The sequence below is a fragment of the Chelativorans sp. ZYF759 genome (assembly GCF_012911015.1).
Classification (GTDB): Bacteria; Pseudomonadota; Alphaproteobacteria; order Rhizobiales; family Rhizobiaceae; genus ZYF759.
Genome location: NZ_WVVV01000027.1, coordinates 1 through 20,839, shown reverse-complemented (window position 1 = coordinate 20,839; position 20,839 = coordinate 1). Strand labels below are relative to the sequence as shown.

Here is a 20,839-nt window from a genome sequence, read left to right as displayed (position 1 = left end):
GCCCGCATCGCCGACATGCCGCAGAACCGCCTCGACGACCTTCTGCCCTGGAATTGGGCAGCCGGAACTCTTGGGATCGAAAAGGTAGCCGCATAGCCACAGTATCACCGCAGGCCCTTCAAGCCGCGGTCCAGGCCGGACGGTTACCGGCTACCGGCGGCTTCTCGTGATGCTTAGGCGCGAAGGCCTCGTCGTGAACCACAAGAAGCTGTTCCGGCTCTACCGGGAGGAGAAGCTTGCCGTTCGCAGGCGTGGAGGCCGCAAGCGAGCGATCGGGACCAGGGCGCCGATGCTGGTGCCGCTGCGTCCCGACGAGCGCTGGTCGCTCGACTTCGTGTCGGACCAGCTCACAGACGGGCGTCGCTTCCGCATCCTGGCGATCGTCGACGACTGTACGCGCGAATGCCTGGCGCTGGTGACCGACACGTCGCTTTCGGGCATCCGGGTCGGCCGTGAACTCGATCGGCCGGTTGCCCAACGCGGCCGGCCAAGGATGATCGTCAGCTATGGCAGCGAGTTCACCTCCAACGCCATCCTTGCCTGGGCCGGTCAGAACCGCGTCGAGTGGCATTACATCGCGCCGGGCAAGCCGATGCAGAATGGCTTCATCGAGAGCTTCAACGGCCGCCTGCGCGACGAGCTGCTCAACGAGACGCTGTTCACCTCGCTGGCCCAGGCACGTGTAGCGACCGCCCTGTGGCGCGCCGACTACAACACGGCCCGGCCGCACTCCCAGATCGCCTGGCAGACGCCAGACGAGTTCGCCAGCACCTYCMCCCCGCGACGGTCGCTCGCGCTGCGCACTGCCAACGGCYCCGCGCAAGCGCCCGCCACTTCAACCGCCCAGCAGGGCAAAAATCACCGCCGGAAACGAACTCAGAACTGGATAAAACTTGGGGGCAACGTCACGGCTTCTTCATGTTTTGTTCTTGGATCGCTGCTTCAGTTCTTTGCAGACTTCCCTCATGAGCGTGCGGCGGTCCCACACGGGGTCGACGAACATCACCTTGCCGCGTTCAAACCACACGTCGGACCCGTCAGGATTTCGCCGCCACGTCGTCGCATGGCTAGTAGACAAGAGAATGGTCGAGATATCGAGCATCCCGGCAAGCTCAACAATGTTCGTGCCGGGAGACACCACAACGTCCATGGCACTGATGATGGAGGCCAGTCCGTCGAGATCGTCCTTAATGTCTAAATCGGAAAGGAACTTCGCGCCCGGAAGGATTCGATTCAGTACGTCCCATTCCTCGGGCGTAATGGCCGACTGCAATAGCCAATACTCGGCGTTAGGCACCTTTGACAGTCCGACGAGGTCGTGGGCTTCGAGGTAGTGAATGTCGCGCGTATTCGAGCGGAGAAGGCTGCGCCAGGCCAAGCCGACGCGCAGCTTAGGTGAATTTGGAGGAACTTTGTCAGGCTCTGGCGGCGCGGCTATCAGACGAGACGGGTTGTATCGGAAGTCGTCCCGGCTGGCTCTGAACTCCCCAAGCAGATCGAGGCTTGAGCATACAAAGCCGCTTTCGTTGGCCACCCGAATGGCCTCATCGTTGGCGAAAGTCCAGAATGCGCGGTTCGGGAGATTGAGACGGTCGCCTGCGGCCATTGACCGGAACTGCGCCCGATATCGGGCCACCGGAATGAATTCGATTTCGGAGAAAGAGCGGCGAAGAAGCGGCTCAAGCCGTGGGTCGCAGGTGACGCGAAGTTTCCGGAAGTATGACCGAAGTTCGCCGTAAAGAGAGGCGATCCTTATCTCGTCGCCGGGTCCACCTTCTGTGAAAATAAGGGCGTCCTGCCTTTTGTATCGCCCCGACCTGATCGCGATGGTATCCGGCGACGGCATGTTGAAGGTGTTCGCGATCATCGCGGATGAGCCACGCTTTCGGTAGGACAGGTGGGCGCCTTCGATGTCATTGAGGGCGTAGAGGATCGGCAACAGTGTCTTGTTATATGGCGCGGGTTCCTCGTCCGAGAAGATTGAATGTCCCAAGATGAAGGCTCCGAGTGCGGGGTTGCCGCGCTCCATCTCGCATCTGGCCATGGCTTCGGCAGCTGTTTTGCGGGCGCCCTCGCCCTTGACCTTTCGTAGCCAATCTATGGCGGTAGAGAATTCTTCGGTGCGCTCGTGTGCGAACGCCAGTGCAATCAAAAGGGGGTCGCGCAGCGGGGAGCTTGAATCAAGCCCGGCAAGCGCTTCGGTGGCGAAGGCCTTCGCTTCGGCAAAGAATGACCATTCATTCAGATACAGCACTGCCTTTAAGTAGAGTTGCCCGGTCAGAGGCTGGCGGCTAAGCTCGCGCTCGACCGTCTCCACGGATGTGTCGACCTGATGCCCGATGCTTCCGAGTTGGTTGATCGCGTGAACGCTGAGGGGGTCTGCATCGAGAATGCCAAGGAGCACATTCTTGGCCTCGCCATAGTCGCCTAAATCGATCAGGACATCTGCCTTCATGAACTTCGCAGGGGCGAAGGCGGGGGCCCGGGCAATCAAGGCGTTGACAGCTTCCAGCGCATCTTCACAGCGCCATTGTTTGTGCAAGTCCCGCGCCTTATGGAGCATCTCCCTTACGGTGGGCTTGTTGGAAACGGCAGCGGCGACCACGTCGACATATGGTTCTATGCCGTCACCGCCTTGCCGCGCTCTTGCCCTCCAGACCGCCCTCCTAAGCTTCATCGGGACAAACAGGCGGACAGCTTTGACCAGCACTTCCATATCTTCACCCCTCAGCCGTTGGCATTCTAGCCCTCGGCCCCCCGTTTAACGACTCGGTTGCGCCTTCGCCCAGAAAGAATCCACATACGAATAGCCGACCGGGTGAACCGGCATCGCCAGTGGTGCGGCGAACATGTCCAGCAACTCGTAATCCTTCAGGGAAGTTCGGTAGTTCTCGATGGTGGTAGGTTGAAGCACCCCGATTGCCCCCGCCTCGGCCGCTACTCGCTGCCCCGTCATCACCTGCATCAGGTAGACGTTCGACGCTCCTGAGCACGCCTCAAGGTAATGAGCCACGACGTCCGGCTCCATTTCCTGAAAGCTCGCGGCGTTCCATAGAAGATCGAAGGAAAAGCCGCGAAGGATTTCCACCTGCCAGTTGCAAAATATGTGGACCTTACCCTGCCTAAAATCGGACAGGGAGGTGAAGCTCCTGGTCTCGTCATAGCCGACGAAGTCATCACCGAGGACGGCGGCCAGATACTGGTTGGCGACGTAAGACTGCGGCGGAATGTCGAAAGCGAGGATAGTGCAGTCCGGGTGGGCCATCTTTAGCATGTGGGCTTGTTTACCACTTCCGGGGCCGATTTCGACAATCACTTTTCTCGAAAGATCCATAAAGCGGGAAACATAGACATAACGCAAATAGAAATTGAACCACGAGGCGGTGTAGAAGCGGTCCTCGAATATGAACCCGCAAGGATCTCCAATATTGGAGGTTTGCAACGATCGGATATCCAAGGCAGGTGATCCGCCGGAATGGCGCTCAAGCAGCCTCACCATGTTCTCGGGCGACGCTGGCGGTGGCCCGTCTGTAGCGCCAAAGGATGCCAAAATGCGCCGTGGGTCTGCGGGGTCGTCCCCCGGGGGTCGGCGGAAGTTCAGCAGTCCAATCGCGCGGAGATGCGCCACCAGGCGCTTGTTCTTTTCGAGCCAGTAGTTGGTGGTCTGATAGATGGATTCTGCCTGTTGCTGGTCCACCAACATCTGCTCCAAAAGCGGCAGATCGTCCTCAACTTGTTCTTGGGGTGCCACATTAACTCCTGTGCCGCTCGCCGGCCCTCGATTTTCCCCTCGCACGGTCCATCGCGAAATTCAATGCCGCCGGCCGGTCCGCTGAACAGTTGAATAGGCGGGCCCATATGCTTGGAAGAGACGAACCATTGTTCATAGATCAAATGCATCTGTCCCAATTCGGGGTCGATTTTTTGGCCAGTAGATTTGCTATGAATGAACTCCTGAGAAACACGCTCTATTCCGCTCAAGGGCAGCACGAGTCTTCGTCGCTGTCAGATGCCGGCCAATAGATAGCCCAGGCCTTCGAGCGGCCCCTCGCCAATCATCGTAGGCATGCGATGGTTAAAACTCTGCATGCTGCCAAGCGATGTGGCCGTCCGGGATCGCTCAGAGCCCCTGCCGAAAGGGTTGGTAGCAGGCGCGGCCCACCACCAAGGTTCTAAGCGGACTTATCGAGGGAGCCGGTCGAATGACCGCCGACAAAGGGAATTGCGGTAGCCCGCGCCACCATTTATGATAAAATTGGCTCACGGCGATTTCTATAAGCAGACCGTATCAAGCATAGTTGACCTACAATTTTCAACATGCAGCAATGTGGCGAGAGCGCTTCCGATCGGAGGGATAAACGCCTCTTTGAAACGCTTCAGCAGACAATACTCTCTGGCGGCGCCAGATTCGGTGTCGTCGGCCTAGTTCAGGTGGGCTTGCATACTGCGCTCACCTCAAGCCATGCGGACCTCGCCATTGTCGGCTTCTACATCAACGCGGAGCGTGTTAAAAGCATCAATTCCGGCGGAACCGTCATCATGCATGGCGACGGCCTTATCTAGCGCAGATACAGCACGGAGACTTTCTAACACTTTCCATCCACTCGACGAAAACGAAGACACAGTCCCGAAGAACGAATGACTGCCATGAGCCTATGAGATCTGCTCTGAAGAACTATTTAGCCAGCGTCGCATGGCTTGCCACCACGATTTTCAACATCGCACGCCGCAAGCCGCGGTCATTCGTGCTATCCGTCTCCTTGACGATTGTCCTGCTGGTGATGAAGTTCCTCGCGATGGTGCTGCCCCTCAAGGTGGTGCTGCTCGCCGCATCCGAAGGTATCCCATCCTACACACCTTTTATTGATGCGGAGGACAAGTTTCTCTGGATTGCGGGCCTTGCGATTGGTGCTGTTGTGGCATTTGTACTGGTGCAGATGTTGGAGAGTGTGGTCAAGCGGATCTGTGTCGCGGCCGGGACAGACCTGATGGCGAAATCTGCTGACATGCAGCTAGTGCCTAACCAGGTTGAGCGCACAGGTATCTACTTCATACAGATGAGTTCGCTCGCAGCCGATGGCGCCTTCTTTGCGACAGGTATGGTGCTGTATGCTATTCTTACTCCACTCACTTTCGCAGCCTACCTCGGGACGGTCCTCAGTTCGCTTGCCCTGGGCAGCCTGTTTGTGATTGTCGGACAGCGTTGGGGTCTCGGTGGGCTCCACAGGGCTATTACCCAGCACACATCCGCCTATCTGTCTTTCAACAGCACAGTCATCTTTTTTATCTGCTTCCTGGTGATCCTCCTGCCTTTTTTTGCGGGCTGGGAGCTCAACATGCTGGTAGCGCTGATCTCGATAGTGCTGTTGCGCAGAACGCTTTCCGCCTTGACCGGGGCGATTGCAACGTCGGTCAAGCTCGTTGCCAGCCATAACCTGGTCGACGCTCTCATGTTCCGCGAAAAGCAGCTTGTGCAGGTGAAGTCCATCCAAGAGCAAACGAGCGAATCCATGTTTGCCCCAAAGAAGCGGCGGGAACTCGCGAGTGCCCTCCTGGCTCAGGGGGGGGTCGAGAGCAAGGTCGATGACGTAATCTGGCTCGATCCGGTGGTCGCCGGGACGCTCAGCTTCATTGTCCATTGTGACGACAAGAGCTGTTTTCACCTGCAGGTGTATCCCCCATCGAAATCTCACATCGCTATGAACGAGGAGGCCTTGTTCGCGGTGATGGGCCGAGAGTCCCTGCCGGCCCCCAAACTGATTGGCGAAATGCGGTATGGAGATTTCATTTGCCGTTTGCTCACTGCTGGCGAGGGCAACTCACCCGCCGCGAAAGACTGGAACAGCAAGCTGAGGGACGCCGTCGTTCGTATTGCCTCGGTCTCACCCCGGGAAGACCTTGTCGCGATCTACTCTTCGACCCGCCCGCTGCCGTATCAGACGCTGACCGACGAGTTCATAGATCGCGTCAAGATTGCGCTAAACGGCAAAAAAGAACAGCGATTGTTCGAGACATTTAAGCGCGACCTTCCTGTTCTTCGAGAGAGGATTGCATTGATGCCGCTATCGATCGGCAACTCTAACATGGCGCGGGTTCATTCAGTTCTCGAAGATGACGGGTTTGCAACGTTCCTCTACTGGGGCCAGTGGTCGCTGGAACCGCTCGGAGCAGGGGTGATGCTTTCGACCAGCACGCTGACTTATGTCGAGTGTCTGGAGAAGCTTCGAGAACTCCGCCCGGACTTGCCTGCCTCGTTGTCGGTTGCCGATCTGCTCACTGCACGCCACGTGCAGGTGCTCATTCAGTGCATCCAGAAGCAGTCATTTGCTTCTGCACTTGAAACGATCCGGGAGATCGTTGCACTTGATCAACATCGGGCCAGCATGCTCTCGGCCGCCGAGTAGGCTTCTGTTCTGTGTCGCTGTACCAACGGCATTGTCGTTCGTAACAAAGGTTCGTTGCAGCCCTGCACGCCGTGATAGGGACGGTCCGGTCGGTTGCCCAGCGGGGGCAGCGACGCTTATTCTGCTAGGGCTGAAGGATGCCGTCCGAGTATCGTGGTCTCGTGGGTCGCAAATGGCCCTACGGCTCGGAACCAAACAAATCACTTACCCTTGTTCACGCGGTAGCTAGACTACATGTTCGCCTGTGAACCGCCGAGCGCGTTCTTACGAACCATGGGTGCTACTTGTCATTGTACTCTGTCTCCTGAATAGGGAGGCATGACTTGAATGGACATTCAAAGCATGGACCCTATCAAGCTCAAGCTGAAGCGGCAGTTGGACCGGCTCCTGGAGACCGTCGACATCGCCGACCGCGAGGCCGTCAAGGGAGCCATCGAGCGGTTCCGGGTGGCGGTGGACACTTTTCTCCATAACAATCCCCAACTCGCCGATGACAGTCGCGGGGACCGCGTGCGCCAGGCGCGGGAAGAACTCATCACGGAGCATCGTCAATTGCTCGAAGCCAATCCGGGTCCGCCACCGGAACCGGAACGGGTCGTCTCGCCTTCGGGAGGGTTCAGGGGCGGGTTCGTGACGGGCGTTCTAACGACCCTTGCCATGGTTTTGGTCGTGCTGGTGGCAGGCACCTTCAACAATGTTCTCGACATCTCGATGGGCGCGTCTGCCGAGCGCAAGCAGCTTTTTGAGAGCGAATATGTCCATTCCGTCCCACATATGGAAGCCATGGCCGAATATGCGGCAAGGGTGCGCGACGACATTGAGAGGCGGCAGGCCGAGGATCCGGATTCGCTGGAAGGTGTGACGGACAGCAGCTTTGTGAGAATCGGGGACTTTGATGAGCAACTTTGGAACCAACGGCCGGAGAGTATGCCTAGAGGCGTAGGCCTCATAATCCGAGCCGATCGGAACGCTTACAAGGTGGTGGTTACCGGGCATCTGTGCCGCTTCGCCTTTTTGACAAGGCCGAAACTTGTCGACCCTAGGAGGCGGCTTGGAGGGATAAATTGCACGCATTTCGGCTATTGGAACGAGGCTGGAGAGGGACTTTAGGCGACAATGCGATTGCGATACGCCCTTGGGCTAGCAGGCCCAGTATGTCAGCACATGCGCGATCTTACGCTCCATCCAGCCTTACCGGTTTTCGCCCGCAGCAACAATCGGCCGTCGCGCAGGGCTCTCCAAATCCAGAGACGCGGCCAATTTTCTCAGATATGTGGGGGAGAACCGAGCGTAAACCCGTGCTGTTATCCTGCTATCACCATGGCCGAGAAACTGAGCGATCTCGTCCATGCTGTGCCCATCTTCAGCGAGCCAAACCGCCGCAGAATGCCGAAGCATGTGCGGCGAAACGTCCGGACGCCCGACCGCCTCCCCTGCCCGCTTCAGTGACCGTTTGATCGACCTAACGCGGTTGCCGGCCCACTCGATCACGAAGGGACAGAGGGCTCCTTGCTTCGCGACGCGAAGCGCTTCGCTGAGACTCTCATTCATCGGCACCACAGCGCGCCCCTTCCGACGACCCTTATCCAATGGGTTGCGCAAATGGATCAGCCCCTTAGCGAAGTCGACTCTGTCCCATGTGAGCTCCAAAGCTGCCGTGCTCCTGGCGCCAGTGCCAACAAGCAGCTGGATGGCAAGGCGTACATGCGGGGCCCCAGCCGCCTCAAGAAGCCAGGATGCCTCCTGTCTCGTCAGGAAAGCCTCCTTCGGCTCGGGCTTCGCAGGTCTCTCAATGTGAGGTGCTTTCGAAATCTGGCGATGCTTCTCTGCCCATTTGACGACCATCCGCAGATGTCCGAGTTCAGTGTGAATGGTACCATCCTTGATGCCTGCTGCGCGACGCTCAGCGATATGCGCCCTGCAATCGGCGATTGTGATGGTTTCAGCTTCCATCTCCGCAAAACGCGCCTTAAGCGCCCTCCACGAATAGCGCATTGTCGTGGCGACGGCGCGTCCCTCCATGTCGATCAAATAGGCTTCCCAGAGTTCCCCGACGCTTGAGCCTCGCGGACGCGTGAGTTGGGCATATCGAGCCGGGGCGCGGCGGGCCGCCTCCTGGGGATCGGAAGTCCCGAGGCGGTAGCGTCGGCGGATGTCCCCGTCTGTCCAGGCGACACAGAACTCTCCGCGCAAACGAGTGAGACGCCATTTCGACATTCAAAAGCCTCCAGATCAGATATACGCACGCGGATGAGCTTCATCCCCAACCGAAAACTGGGAAGTTCACCAGACTTGATGAGGTTGCGCACATGGCGCTCGGAGCAGCTCCATCGTTCGGCAATGGCGCTGGGCGTCATGACCTCCGGCAGCCAGATCGGAGTATCGTGATAGATTTCGGTCATGCTGTTCCTGCGTTTGTGGTGAGCCAGAAGCAATCCGCCCTTCGCAAACAGATCACTTCTGGGTACAGAGTCATTTCTATTGGGCGTCTTTCGGATTCTCGTCCGTCTCGGCGCGCCTGTGATATTCGAGAACGTTCACCCTCTCCATGAGCGCATCGAACTCAACAGCAAGCTCGCGTTCTTCAAGTCGAAGCCGGTCAAGCCGGGAATCTCCTGGACCTGAATCGCAGTCTGCGGACTCGAAGTACTCCTCCCATTTGCAGTCGAGCTGAGCGCGCCACATCCGATGCGTGGCCAGTTCAGCCTCAAGTGCGATACCCTCCGCAAGGTCCTCGCCATAGAGCTGCTTCAGCGAATTTTTTGGGCCCTGGACGGCGGTACAAGAGGTTTCGTCCTTAACGCCCCTCGCTGCCCTCCACCGGCTCATCGCCTCCTTCTTTCGCTCCTTGGCCGCTTCACGTTGCAGTTTCATCTTGCGGCGAGTCACCCTGAGCCGGGCGAGCTCCTCGCGGCTGTAGATCTGAAACTGTTCACCCACTTCCCAACCGCCGTCTTCTTCCCGTGAATAGAAATCGTCGCGGATCGCCAGAAGGCTTTCGGCCATGAACGGCTCATCAGCCGCCATCCATGTGAGCAGTTGATGGACGGAAACGGTTACGCCGGAGATGTGATGCAGCATGGCGACTTCACGTGGAAACTCGATTTCCACTTCATCCGGATGATCGTCGTCCTCGAAGCCTTCGAGGTCCTCACAGCCCCGAAGGCCGTCGAGTTCCCGAAGGATCGGGTCGGTCTGATCCAGCGCAGAGGACGTCGAATGCGTAGACAGCGAAGCAGGGTCAAGCGGGGTATTCATGTGGGTCCTTTTCTGAAATTTGCGCCGTCAAATGGCGGATATGACAGGAATCAACGCCAGCTGGCGTCCCGAGATAAGAGGGTCGCCGTCACCAGTCGTCCTAATTGGATGGCCTCGTCATCGCTCAAATAGCCAAGCCTTTGGGTTTCGATGACAAGATGCGCCCAAGGTGCGATTTCGAAATGCGTCCTCATAGAGGGGGGCGGCTCTTCTTCGGCGATATCCAACGACCTGCGTACATTTTGGATGGTCGCCCGCTCAGAAGCCTGTATGGCAGCCTTCTGTTCGAAACCCAGAGCTCTAGGGATCTCCATCTCGCCTGACCGAGGGCCGCCAGGAATTTTTGGCTTCCCCTCAATGAGCACCTCAAGTTCTGCGTCCTGCATCCGCCCGAGTGCCTGCGCGATCTTTCCCAGCCGCCATCCATCCGCGAGCAGGACTCGGGCGGCGACCAGTTCAAGCAGGTGTCGCTTATCGTAAACGGCGCTCCGGCCTCGGCGCCGCGGCGCGGAAACAATCCCGCGGTTCTGATAGTCGCGGACAACACGCGGGAGGACGGGATCCTGCGCATCGGTCCTGTAGTCGTGCCGGAGAACGCCGTGCGCCGTGCGGCAAAGATCGTCAAGACTCCCGAGCCAGTCGTTCGGTAACTGCGGTGCCATAGGGTCGCTTCCTAATTTGTCGCTATATAATGACATTGACGTCATCTAATGTCAATAGATCGATTCGCAAAATTCGCTTCCGGCTGAATCCCGCGCTGACATGCTGGAAGAGAGGGTGGTGAGCGCGCCGCACAGCACGCTCGTCCTATTAATCAGAGGAGAGAGATGCCGACCCGGGGCTCTCACTCCTCCAACCTAGCCCTTCCGCTAGGTAATCAAGGTGGCTGCGAGAAGCCCTTGCGATGTGAATGTGAATGCTATATTCACACTCACATCAAGGAGGCAACGATATGGCGCTTACCCCCCTGGAACGGAAACGAAAGTCGCTGGCCAGAAAAAGGGCCGAAGAACGCCGCGCTGGCGACCCTACGGATGCATATGCAGAGGTGCCATTTTTCCAGCACCTTATGGACAATGGCGAGGCTTGGAAGGGTGCCCAGAGCAATCTGGCGATAGCCGGAATGTCCCTACCCACCTTCACGGACGATACAGACGAAGAATGGGATCCGGAAATCCACGACGAGCCGTTTCGAGGCTCCATTGGGCGCGCAGAGCGCATGGTGGAACTCTTGAAGGACGCTGTGGTGGACCTGGCTCGCGAGATCAACACCTACAAAAGGGCAGCTCTAGACCACGCGATCTCGAGGATCGAAGCCGCAGATCTTTCGGAGCCTGCCGCGAAGCAAAGCGCGCTCGCCGAAATCGTCCGACTGAACAAGATGCGAGACCAGCTGGACAAGAATGTCCGGTGGGAGCACCCGCAGTATGAAGTGAAAGGAGTCTAAGCGCCCGGCAAATCGACAGAAACGGCGTGGCTGCGACGCCACGCCATCCCCTGACTTCAATCAGATGCCTGCGCTCCAACACCGGCATCCAACAAGGAGAGTTTAGTATGACCGACGGCCCAAGTGCAATGCAGACCTCGCTGACGAAAGCAGAGCTCTTTGAGGAGTTCCTGAAATCGGTATTCCGCCAGACTGATTCAGAGGGAAACCTTATCTCCGAGTATGAAGTCCGCGATCTCTTCCTCACCGAATATAACGCGCTCGACATCAATTATGACCTTGAGGCGAAGGGCATGGATCCGTGCGAACTCCTCGAGAATATGTCTCTGGATCTTCGAGACGCACTTGCCGATGTCGATTTCGCGCGGAGAGCGTGGGAGGGTTTCCAGCGCAGTAGACGGTTCAGGGTGCCCCTGCCCACCCTGCCGGTTGCGATCGATCCGGCGGGCTGGGAAGCGTTCGAACGGGACTGTGACAATCCACGCTTCCGTTCGGCAGGTGCCCATGCCCTCTGCATGAAGGGCAAGACAACGGCGACCCAGGAAGACAGGAGTGTCGACCCAGTCAACGAGGCCGACCATATGCGAAGGCTCCTGGACTGACTGCGAAGCTCGGAATGGGGCGGCGACGCGCCGCCTCATCTGGCCACACCAGGGAAATTCCAATAGCGGCGTGACCGTCGTCCGGCATCAGCAAGACCTGCAGCCGGAACTCCCATTGGCACACCTATCAACAAGAATGAGAGGCCGCCGCTGGTGGGAACACCCGGCATTATCACCATGGCCACACACACCACCTTGATCCGCGCCATAAACCGGCCGGACGTCTCCTATGCTCTCTCGTTTGTCGAAATGGCGGCCGACAAGAAGCAGCGGCGCCTGCAAAACCGAGTGCTGCTTTACCCAGACATCGAACTCGGGGACTACACCGCCCGGGCAGTCCTCGACTGGATCGACCTCCGCTTCACGACGACGAGGCCGACCCAATGGAAATGGATCCAGCATCATATTCAGAAGGTGACCGGACGTCGTCTGCATGTGGAGGCCGCTCGCGCAGTTGATGAGGCTGTCCACCGCGAATTCACGGTCCGCTTCCAGGAGCCGTCATATCGCCTGCTGATCCAGGCGGAAGAAGCTGTCCGAGACCGATGGGGTCTGGAGAAGGATGCAGGCATCGTGGCCTTGGAGGTCAGCCTTGATTTCCGGCCGAAGGTTCCCTCGCAAGAGGCGCTGGCGCGAATGTATGGCGTTTTGGTTCGAACGCACCTTCCTAGCCGGGACGTGGTTTCGAACCCTCAGGATAGGCCACGCTTCGCCTGGCAGAGGGGCACCCCAGCCGTCCATGTCCTTGCCCTTGACAGAGCTCGACCGGTACGGCGCGACGAACTGATGCTCGATATAGGGAATGACCGGCCCACGCCTTTTGACGGCACCTATTATGCCGGCGCACGAGCTTCCCGATTCGCATGGCGTACCATGATCAAATTGATCGACCAGCAAAACGTAACCACCGGACTGCGAAAGGATCTTCCGGAAGGTGAGCATCGAGTGCGCATTGAGGTGACCCTCCAGCATGAAGAACTGCGGAGGATCGGCCTTGGCACAATCACGGACCTTGCTCGGTTCAGATGGCAGCGGCTCAACGGATACTACTTCTCATTCTTCCTACCCACGTTTCCCGCCCTGCCCTTTGACGCTTGTCATCCGAAGTGTCTGGCCATCCGCACCTGGCAGTCCGCGCGGTCCCAACGGTTCCTCAATGCCGGGGTGGTCGGCCTCAATGCCATGGACGAAGCATGGCACAGGACGAAGAAGGCAACCCGAAAGATGACCAGCGGGACCAACATGCAACTGCCCAAGCCGAGCCGCCATGGAAGAGGGGTCTCCGGCACACTCGTTCGATACGAGGAACTGACACGCAAAGCCATTCAGGCCCTTCGCCACATCGGCGATCGGATGAAGGTGTAATGGAAGCAGGCGCCAGCGATTTCTGTGACGCCAATGGGGAAGGGATGGGATGTCTCTAACAGGCAGTAGACACCAAGCTATTAGAGCCGAAGCCTGCGATTCCAACGCCTCTATGGTTGCCAACGTGCCAGACGACCACCGGCAACGACTGCTTCGCCCGCCTCCGTGGACAAAAGCTGTATCTCGGCGAAGCAGATGGCTGAACCGGCGATGCCGCGGATCGAAGGCAGTGAAAAGCCGGGAAGCCGTTTTGAGATTTCGTCCGCTGAGTCAGGCCGTGCGCCTGCATATCGTCCGACGCGATGGATCGCTGCCTGCTGCCCGACGTCGGCATCATGATCGTTTCCCCGACACGGGGAATGCTCACCTGCTGGCTCCATACGTCGCCAGCAGCTCCCACACTGTCCAGGTAGCGGAGCCAGCTGGCGACGCTGCCCTGACCGAATACCAGCATCCCCATTTCAAAGAAGAGCGACAGCAATGAATGCAGCAAATCGCCTCATCGCCTATATCGACGTGCCGCTGCCGGCCCGTATCAGGAAATCCGAAATCTCGCGCCGAGCCTTTGTTCGCCAACAGCTCGCTGCCGTCCATGCCTTCGTCGTGGCAGGCAACTATGACCAGCGCGGGCAGGAAATTGGCGTCAGGTTGAAGCAGGACGGTGCTTTCACCGAAACCGAGACCTTCAAGGCAGCTGTGACGAGAGCCAGAGTGGAGAAAGCCGATCTCGTTATGGCGAATATCCGCGAGATTCTCGAACGCACGCCCACCACCAAGATCGTAGACTGCGTCAAGGTACTCGAAGAACTAGATGTCGAGACCTGGGACGCCTGCCGAAGGGCGACGTGGAGGAGCTTGCCGCCAGAGGAAAGGCTCGGCATTATCCGCGATGCCGCTTGCTGGGGCAACATATCCCGGAAAGTGGCCCGTTCGTCAGCCAACAGGACCAGGGAGCCTCGAGCCAAGGTGAATGGTGGCAATAGCGTGATCGGCTCGCGCTACAACATGGCAAGGGCGGACCGCCATGCCGAAAAGCTCCGCCCTGTGGTTGACCAGCAACGCGAACAGGCGACAAATGGCGTTCTTTCGCCGACTGCACTGGCGAAAGCTCTCAACGCGCAAGGTAGGAAGACCCGCCAGGGCAAGTCGTGGAGCCCGAACGCGGCGAAGAACCTGATGAAGCGGCTGGACAAGCTGCTGCAGGCGCCGATACTTTCCCCTCCCGCCGACTAAAGCGGCCGGTCGCCACTCGGCCTCCCACCGCAAGCGGTAAGCAAACGCCAAATCGTTCGGCGACAGGAGGCATCCCCTTGGCTCCAGCTGGTTTATCCTAGGACTTCGCTGCGCCCCGCAGGGATCCGGCGCCCGAGGTGGGGATGTATTGGTTCCTCCCCGCGGGAACCGATCCTGCGTGGTCGGGCGGAGAGGTCAACAAACCGAACTGTTGACCTCCCCCGTCCAAATGTCCTTACGTTCTAGGCACGCAGCGGGGCGACAAGCCGCGACGAGTGTTGCGCGACCGGTCCGCCTTCTTGGCGTTTCCGGTAAAAGGCGACCCGATGGCAGGACATTGTACGGAGGTAACCCTCCCCCGCGATCTCCTACTTCCACCAGGAAAGGGTCTTCTTCCAATTGAGCCCCCCTGGCTAGCGGTCCGCGCCGATCAACACACCCCGGCTAGAGTGACGAGGGCTTGACTGGCTCGAGAACGCTCTCACCTCAGTTGCCAAGGCATGTCATGAAAACGCCAGTTGGCGGAGGGGGCGCGCACCATTAAGGGTTGGAACGGCTGTTTTCATTCTCAAGTGGCTGAGCGCGCTCGATCAGGCAAAGGAAGTGCTCGGTTTCGGCGCGCTTATGGCGTTTCTGCGCGGCACGGAAGTAGAAGTAGGGGCCGAGAAAGCCGAGACCTGCGGTCAACATCATTGCCCTGCCAAAGCTCTGCATGTCGAGCCCGGCCAGCAGGAGGAAGATATACAGCACCCCGATGACCACGGCGAAGCCAAACAGGCCAGCGTCTACTGGGTCCTTCGCAGCAGGTGGAGCGACCATCTCCGCATGATCCCTTGCTCGCCTCCTGAGCACTTGCAACGTGACAGTCTCACCATCCAGTTCGTAACGCTCGACCTTCATTGTACCTCCAATCTGCAGCGCACTCATACCACCACCGGAGGGACACGTGAAAAGTCAAAAATCGACTTCCCTTCCAGACACTCCCCATCCAACCACGTTTTCGGTGTCGTGGTCTCCGTTGCGACTGCCGCCCTCTTGGAGGGCCAGGCCCCGGCCGGAAAAGGCGCCACCGCTGGGCCGCCGCGCAGCGAATCAAGAGGATCACGAAGGCGCTGTAGCTTTGGTCGCAGTCCTGACGCCGCGCTGTTCTTCCAGTGTCGAAGCTGCGCAACGTCGCGCACCACAAGGCGGGACTGGCCGACCTTTACAGCTGCGGACAGCGACGTCGCGGCGATGAAGAATCGCCCGCCCAAATAGCACGGCCCCCATGCCGACCTTCGCCGACAATGGCGACGCCACCTCGAATGGCGGGCAAGAAGGGCAGCCACGCCGCAACGCGGAGACGCTGCCCCGGCTGACCCAAGATGTTCTAAGTCTAATCACCACCGCACGATATCGCTCCCTGGACCCGGGCAAAGCCGGCGGAGATCTGGCACTCCATTGTGCTGCCCAAGCGCGCGAAGCATTATGGCGCTCGCAATGATAAATCAGAACTCGACCAGAGTCGTGCTCCTGTTCTCCGTCCCGCCCGCGCAGAAGAGCAGCGGACAGGCCCGGCAGCAATCTCAGGGCGATCGGCGATACGTCCTGAAGATCGCACGTACCTGGCTGACGACGGCCAGTGTTGGCGGAGGGTCGGTATCGCCAGAGGCCTGCCGGACGACCTCGAGCCAAAACCTTTCATTGCGCGTGACGGCAGAGCAGCAGCATGGGGCTTGAAACCGATCTTCGTGCATCGAGCGCTTATCACAACTCCTCATTATCGTTTCTCACTTGCCGAAGATCGCCCGGACGGCCTTTTGCGCCTTGGCTGTCAGGGAAGGATCGGAGCTATCGGATGCTTCCCGGATGGCAGCCAGCCAGTCGGCCTCGTTCTTCGTGACGATGGCGCCGAAGATTTGGTCGATCGCGAGCGAGGTGGCATCCTCATTCAGTTGTTCAAGCGCCATGCGAAAAAGCATTGCGGGATCGCATTCGAGAGCTTTTGCGAGACCTGCCACCCGGTCGAGCGGCAGCTTTGTCGAACCGTTTTTGACCATCGCCAGCATATTCGGCTGTCGGAAGCCTGCCTCGGTTGCGATTTCGATTTGAGTTTTGCGAGGCCGCAGTTCGAGAATGCGTTTCCCGAGATATTCAACAAGGCGCGTATTTGCGAAGGGTTTTCCGGTAGACTTCATTATCAATATCCTCAAGTCATGCAGCTGAAGCGCTGACAGTTGAGATATAGCTGGGGTAAAACGGCTCTCTTCTGGTTCTGCGCGGGGCTTGTTGGTCGCCGACTTTGTCGTCGGCAAGCCGCATCTCTCCAGCGCGAGGCAATCCACATGACAGACGCACTGACTGGCACACACTGGCTCCAGGACGAACATTGCCGCCGATGCTGAGACGTTCCCTTCACCTCGCCCAGCGCGGTCGAGACCCTCCGCGCCGGCCGAAGAGTATGCCGTTCCCGAGCACGGACATGGATTACGTCCTATGCCCGGTCGAGCTGAAGCGCAGCGACGCTTTGCCCGCCATCCGGAACGTTCCAAAAGACGAAGAGCGGTAGGCTGAAATCTCGTCGAGGGGCAGGATGAGGGTGGTGGTGACGCTTGAACGGCGTTTTCCCGTGCGCCACTTCCTCTGGCCCCGTTCAGCTCAATGACTTGCACCGTGCGGGGATTTTAGGTTTTCAGGTCATCTGTCAAGTTACGTAAAGAAGCCGCAAGTTGCAGCCTGGAAAGGCACCTTTTCCGGCCGCTCGGTCTGCTCTATCCAAGGTCCGTTCTTGTCAAAGACGACATATCCCCTCGACGGGAACGCCGATTTCCGGCGCCAACTTGTCATTTCCGCAAGCAGTCCTCTCTCTCCGTGGCCGGGTCCTCGATTCTGAGCAGGCGTTATAATGAGCCACGGACGCCTGGTGCGGGCCGTCTGGTTCGTCCGGGTGGAACTCATTGTTGGAGCCGTAGCCGGAAGTGGCCTCGGGCGGACACGACGGTTATGCTGGGGCCCAGCAAATACGAAACCGTTGCGCTTTTGCCGATCCAGCAGCAAGGCTTGGCCGATTGGTCCTCGTGGGCCTACAAGCTCCCCTCAGAAGCGCCCGAAGTAAGGATGCTGCTGATGCATCTCCTCTTCCCGAGACCGGAGGAGCTGTCGAGCCATTTTCAGCGGCTTGCGAAGTGCCGGGACTGTCCATTCCTGGTTTCGGTTCGTGCGAACTCCCTCCCGGTTGAGAAAGCCCTCCGCCTCAGCGACGGACATGGACTTCCAATCCGGTCTGTTCTCCAGGACAGCAGCTATCTCCTGAACCTTCTCGAGGCTACGCTCTTTGTTGCGGGCGGCACCCTTCTTCTGCGCATCCGGCAGATTGGGATTGCCGAACTTCACACCTCGCCGCTTGCTCGCCGCGATCCCTTCTTTTGTTCTCCGGGAGATCAACTCGCCTTCAGCCTGCGCCCTGGCAGCAATGCTACCAAAAGTGACGGGATCCAGCGATCCCTCCGTCGCCGAGATGATCTTGATCCCGTCCCTCATAATGCCCTCCAGCGTTCCCACGTCCCGGGAAAGCCTGCTTAGTCCGGAGACGATGATCGGGATGCCACGTGATGCAGCCAGATCCAACGCAGCCTTCACGCCGTGCCGGCGAACAAGATTGTCCTTTCCCCGGCCAGACGCTGCGTCGCTAAACCAGTCGACGATCTCAATACCCGTATGCCTGGCGCAATGGTCAATAGCAGCTCGTTGACCGTCCAGACCAATACCCTGGGCACCCTGGCGACGGGTCGAAACACGGGTGTAGGCGACGGCTTGCGTCTGCTTCTTGATCATTGGAGCCTTCATCGAATGAACGGACGGTAGTGCATGCAGGTCTGGTGCTGCCGGTTACTAGATGAAAGGAAGACGACCACCCGACGAGTAAGCGTAACCTACCCCCTTTAGAGTTGATAGAGCCCCTGTTTAACTCTATCCGTCGAGTACGTGGTTCAGAACATCACGACTCACCGCACCCCGGCCGGCAGATGCCGACGAACTTCCACCTTCGTTCTGCTACCCGGAGGATTTTCCGTCAGGAGGCACCGTCCCCTTTGGACGCATCCACCGTTTCCCCGCCCGTTGCATCGTACAGCGCAGCGAGAAACGCTGCCGGGGGGATCTTCTGAAGGGCCCGAGCGAACTTCTCAAAGTCCGGCGCGAGGCGTCTCTGAAGGATGCCGACTGCTCGTTTGGCTGCCTCCCGGAAGAGTTCGGCGTCGGGATTTACGGTCTTGCCGCTGGGCGCTTTCGACTGTTTGCATTCCTTGGTGGGGACGTTCGAGGTGCGATCGGCGCTGCGAGCCTTACATCCTCCGTCTCGGCCCCGGGAGGTCTTCGCCTGCTTCGCTGCGCGAATACGTTCCTTCACTGACTTGCTGTTAAGGGCCGACCCGCCCTTGATTTCATCAATAACGCCTTGACGCACATGCAAAGGCGTGCTTTTCGCGGCCAGCCCGTACAGCGTAGTAGGCGAGAGTTGGGTGACAAGCTCGCGGTTGTCGCCGAACTCTTCGGCCACGCGCATATAGTTCTCGGCTGTCCTGGCCGACCATCCGACGCTGGCCTCCACCCACGCGCCGAACTTGCCATGCCCCAGCTTCGACTTGATGGCGATGAGATCCTGGCCGGTATCCAGGATGCCCTCCACCATACCGCGATGTCGCGCACGGATACGTCCTGCCGCCTGCCGCGCAGCCTCAATCGCCTCACACGCCAGGCCAACCGCCCAGCTGGGGTCGGTCGACGCAGGCTGAGGCTGATCTCCGGAAGTAAGTTGCGCCATCTCTTTGATACCGTCCTCATCAAGCACCAGGGTAGTGTCCAAGCCGTTCTCCTGTGTTTCGTGGGCACAAATCTGCTGCGATCAGGCCCCTCGATTCCGAGCAGCACTGGTCACAAAAAAAGCGCCCATATTGGCGCCTTTTGAAGTCAAACCGTCCCACGAAAACGAAGCGCTGAAAGCGCCTTTCTGCGCGATCGAGAGCGGACATGGGATAGAAATCTGAGCGAGAGAACTGAGCGTCTGCCTCAGTTTCACGCGAAAGGCAATTCGACCAGAGAGCCAAATTCATTGGCACAGAAACTAAAAATGGAGCGGCAGTCCACGGCAGATTCGATGGACCACGGGTAGTCCTAATGCCGGGCTTAAGCCCGCTGGCTGCGCCGCTTCTTTCCGAGGTATCGCACACGCACAACGCCGGGACTAGCTTGATGAAGCTGAAATCGCGGCAAAAGAGCCAACAGATCGTAGAGAGTACGGCATCCATAGGTCCGCGTGTCCCAATCTGTGTGCTGCTGACTAAGCGTACGGGCGAGCTGGTCGATAGTGGCCCAGCCCCTGTATGCATCCGTACGGACAAGCGCGTCGACAAGGATCGCCGCGGCATCAGCCGGCGGCCGTAGCGGCTTTCTGCCGGCCCCTGTATTACTGATGAGCGCCTCAGGATGGAGATTTTCAAGATAGAAGAAGCGTGTACAAGCGCGCCGGAATGCTGCTGCTGCACCGTCGCAACCGTATCCGATGACGTCGCAGCCGCTTTCTCTTATCCGCATTGCAAGTGGGGCAAAATCTCCATCATTCGTTACCAGCACGAATACACTCGCTCGACCAGCACGCATAAGATCCATAGCTTCAATTGTCATGCGCATATCGACCGCATTTTTGCCCGGGAAAGAAGCGAGTTGATGCCGCACCTCAAGAGCATGCCTCTCGATCGGGTTAGCCCATGCAGCTATCGTCGACGCACTCCCCAAGTAGAGTCGCCTTACGAACGGATCTCCATATTCTACAAGTTCGGCAAACAGGCTACGCATCGCTGCTGGCGATACATTGTCACCGTCAATAAGGACTGCGAGTGATTGGCGCGGGCTCACTATAGGCGGCAGCATCCACAGCCAACGGTGAATGATGCCGATACCTTCCCTCGCGAGCCGCCGACACGCATAAGGCCAAGCCAAGACTTGCGTCAGAGATGAAGCCCCCTGGACTCGACCCACAATCGCGACCCCTCGTTCAAGATCTGGGTCATGGTCAATTTCATGAGTGCCGGAGCAAGTCTGTAGCGACGCCTGAATATCTCCGTCCCCTTGACCCCCAAATCGCATAGCGACCCCTTAACGAGCTGCGTCATAGCCAACGACCTACAAAGGCCAGCATCAACACATTAGCTTGAAAACCGCAATACATAAATCTATACGAATATCGATCAGTAAGTCTTTACATATAAAATTTAGGATTTATTTCTCTTATTAATATAGTCCATTTGCCGCCAGATCGCTTCCTTTTCGCCCAAGCGGCTCGTGATCACCGATGCGTCGGAATTCCTCCTCTATACGCTCGACATCGAATTGCGCGACGCCTTTGCAGGTCTCGAGATCGTGACGCGCATCGTGGACGTGCGCGACGGGCGCCGCGTCGATGCGATCTTCGCCGAACTGCGCCCCGACATCGTCTTCCATGCGGCTGCGCTGAAACATGTACCTCTGATGGAGGCCAACCCGCTCGAGGCGCT

18 protein-coding genes and 1 pseudogene are annotated in these 20,839 nt (G+C 58.5%); 8 read left to right on the top strand and 11 right to left on the bottom strand.

The features are described from left to right. Nucleotides 1-148 precede the first annotated feature (148 nt). Nucleotides 149-769 (top strand): annotated as a pseudogene (locus GRZ55_RS22580) (IS3 family transposase); the annotation flags it as partial. 147 nt (nucleotides 770-916) lie between these two features. Here the strand turns inward: GRZ55_RS22580 and GRZ55_RS22575 are convergent. Beyond that, the gene (locus GRZ55_RS22575) at nucleotides 917-2,716 is read right to left on the bottom strand and encodes a lipopolysaccharide assembly protein LapB (RefSeq protein ID WP_169289203.1); all 1,800 of its coding nucleotides are present in this window, start codon (nucleotides 2,714-2,716) and stop codon (nucleotides 917-919) included. 45 nt (nucleotides 2,717-2,761) lie between these two features. After that, nucleotides 2,762-3,751, bottom strand: a complete 990-nt coding sequence (locus tag GRZ55_RS22570; protein WP_169289202.1) for a putative sugar O-methyltransferase — start codon at nucleotides 3,749-3,751, stop codon at nucleotides 2,762-2,764. A 904-nt stretch (nucleotides 3,752-4,655) separates the two neighbouring features. On the opposite strand from GRZ55_RS22570, the gene GRZ55_RS22565 reads away from it, so the two are divergent. Together GRZ55_RS22565 and GRZ55_RS22560 are read left to right on the top strand one after the other, a co-directional pair. Continuing rightward, complete coding sequence (locus GRZ55_RS22565; RefSeq protein ID WP_169289201.1) at nucleotides 4,656-6,404, top strand: hypothetical protein; 1,749 nt, start codon at nucleotides 4,656-4,658, stop codon at nucleotides 6,402-6,404. A 327-nt stretch (nucleotides 6,405-6,731) separates the two neighbouring features. Next, the gene (locus GRZ55_RS22560) at nucleotides 6,732-7,514 is read left to right on the top strand and encodes a hypothetical protein (protein WP_169289200.1); all 783 of its coding nucleotides are present in this window, start codon (nucleotides 6,732-6,734) and stop codon (nucleotides 7,512-7,514) included. Nucleotides 7,515-7,595: 81 nt separating this feature from the next. Here GRZ55_RS22560 and GRZ55_RS22555 read toward each other — a convergent pair whose 3' ends face one another. The 4 genes from GRZ55_RS22555 to GRZ55_RS22540 all read right to left on the bottom strand — a co-directional run bounded on the left by GRZ55_RS22555 (nucleotide 7,596) and on the right by GRZ55_RS22540 (nucleotide 10,324). Continuing rightward, nucleotides 7,596-8,426 carry a site-specific integrase gene (locus GRZ55_RS22555; RefSeq protein WP_246734941.1) on the bottom strand — a complete coding sequence of 277 codons (831 nt, stop codon included), beginning with the start codon at nucleotides 8,424-8,426 and terminating at the stop codon, nucleotides 7,596-7,598. A gap of 5 nt (nucleotides 8,427-8,431) precedes the next feature. Further along, on the bottom strand, nucleotides 8,432-8,761 hold the full coding sequence (locus GRZ55_RS23830; protein WP_169289205.1) for a helix-turn-helix domain-containing protein: 330 nt from the start codon (nucleotides 8,759-8,761) through the stop codon (nucleotides 8,432-8,434). Between the two features lie 121 nt (nucleotides 8,762-8,882). Next, entirely contained in the window at nucleotides 8,883-9,662 is a 780-nt protein-coding gene (locus tag GRZ55_RS22545; RefSeq protein WP_169289198.1) for a hypothetical protein, read from the bottom strand. A 50-nt stretch (nucleotides 9,663-9,712) separates the two neighbouring features. Further along, the gene (locus GRZ55_RS22540) at nucleotides 9,713-10,324 is read right to left on the bottom strand and encodes a MerR family transcriptional regulator (RefSeq protein ID WP_169289197.1); all 612 of its coding nucleotides are present in this window, start codon (nucleotides 10,322-10,324) and stop codon (nucleotides 9,713-9,715) included. 290 nt (nucleotides 10,325-10,614) lie between these two features. Between GRZ55_RS22540 and GRZ55_RS22535 the strand changes: the two genes are divergently transcribed. The 4 genes from GRZ55_RS22535 to GRZ55_RS22520 all read left to right on the top strand — a co-directional run bounded on the left by GRZ55_RS22535 (nucleotide 10,615) and on the right by GRZ55_RS22520 (nucleotide 14,309). Continuing rightward, a complete protein-coding gene (locus tag GRZ55_RS22535; protein ID WP_169289196.1) occupies nucleotides 10,615-11,109 on the top strand; it encodes a hypothetical protein in 495 nt (164 codons plus the stop codon). A gap of 107 nt (nucleotides 11,110-11,216) precedes the next feature. Next, the gene (locus GRZ55_RS22530) at nucleotides 11,217-11,711 is read left to right on the top strand and encodes a hypothetical protein (protein ID WP_169289195.1); all 495 of its coding nucleotides are present in this window, start codon (nucleotides 11,217-11,219) and stop codon (nucleotides 11,709-11,711) included. A 177-nt stretch (nucleotides 11,712-11,888) separates the two neighbouring features. Further along, nucleotides 11,889-13,076: a hypothetical protein gene (locus GRZ55_RS22525; RefSeq protein WP_169289194.1), complete on the top strand. Its 1,188-nt coding sequence runs from the start codon at nucleotides 11,889-11,891 to the stop codon at nucleotides 13,074-13,076. 516 nt (nucleotides 13,077-13,592) lie between these two features. Then, entirely contained in the window at nucleotides 13,593-14,309 is a 717-nt protein-coding gene (locus GRZ55_RS22520; RefSeq protein ID WP_169289193.1) for a hypothetical protein, read from the top strand. Nucleotides 14,310-14,849: 540 nt separating this feature from the next. Here the strand turns inward: GRZ55_RS22520 and GRZ55_RS22515 are convergent. The 5 genes from GRZ55_RS22515 to GRZ55_RS23825 form a co-directional block, all read right to left on the bottom strand. Then, nucleotides 14,850-15,209 (bottom strand): hypothetical protein, encoded by a 360-nt coding sequence (locus GRZ55_RS22515; protein ID WP_169289192.1) that lies wholly within the window; start codon nucleotides 15,207-15,209, stop codon nucleotides 14,850-14,852. A gap of 869 nt (nucleotides 15,210-16,078) precedes the next feature. Further along, a complete protein-coding gene (locus GRZ55_RS22510; RefSeq protein WP_169289191.1) occupies nucleotides 16,079-16,486 on the bottom strand; it encodes an XRE family transcriptional regulator in 408 nt (135 codons plus the stop codon). A gap of 898 nt (nucleotides 16,487-17,384) precedes the next feature. Continuing rightward, on the bottom strand, nucleotides 17,385-18,122 hold the full coding sequence (locus GRZ55_RS22505) for a recombinase family protein (protein ID WP_169289190.1): 738 nt from the start codon (nucleotides 18,120-18,122) through the stop codon (nucleotides 17,385-17,387). A gap of 238 nt (nucleotides 18,123-18,360) precedes the next feature. After that, nucleotides 18,361-19,152 (bottom strand): DUF3102 domain-containing protein, encoded by a 792-nt coding sequence (locus GRZ55_RS22500; protein ID WP_169289189.1) that lies wholly within the window; start codon nucleotides 19,150-19,152, stop codon nucleotides 18,361-18,363. Between the two features lie 320 nt (nucleotides 19,153-19,472). Then, nucleotides 19,473-20,141, bottom strand: a complete 669-nt coding sequence (locus GRZ55_RS23825; RefSeq protein ID WP_368856666.1) for an NYN domain-containing protein — start codon at nucleotides 20,139-20,141, stop codon at nucleotides 19,473-19,475. A 486-nt stretch (nucleotides 20,142-20,627) separates the two neighbouring features. Between GRZ55_RS23825 and GRZ55_RS22490 the strand changes: the two genes are divergently transcribed. Then, on the top strand, nucleotides 20,628-20,839 hold a 212-nt coding region (locus GRZ55_RS22490), incomplete at its 3' end, for a polysaccharide biosynthesis protein (protein WP_368856665.1).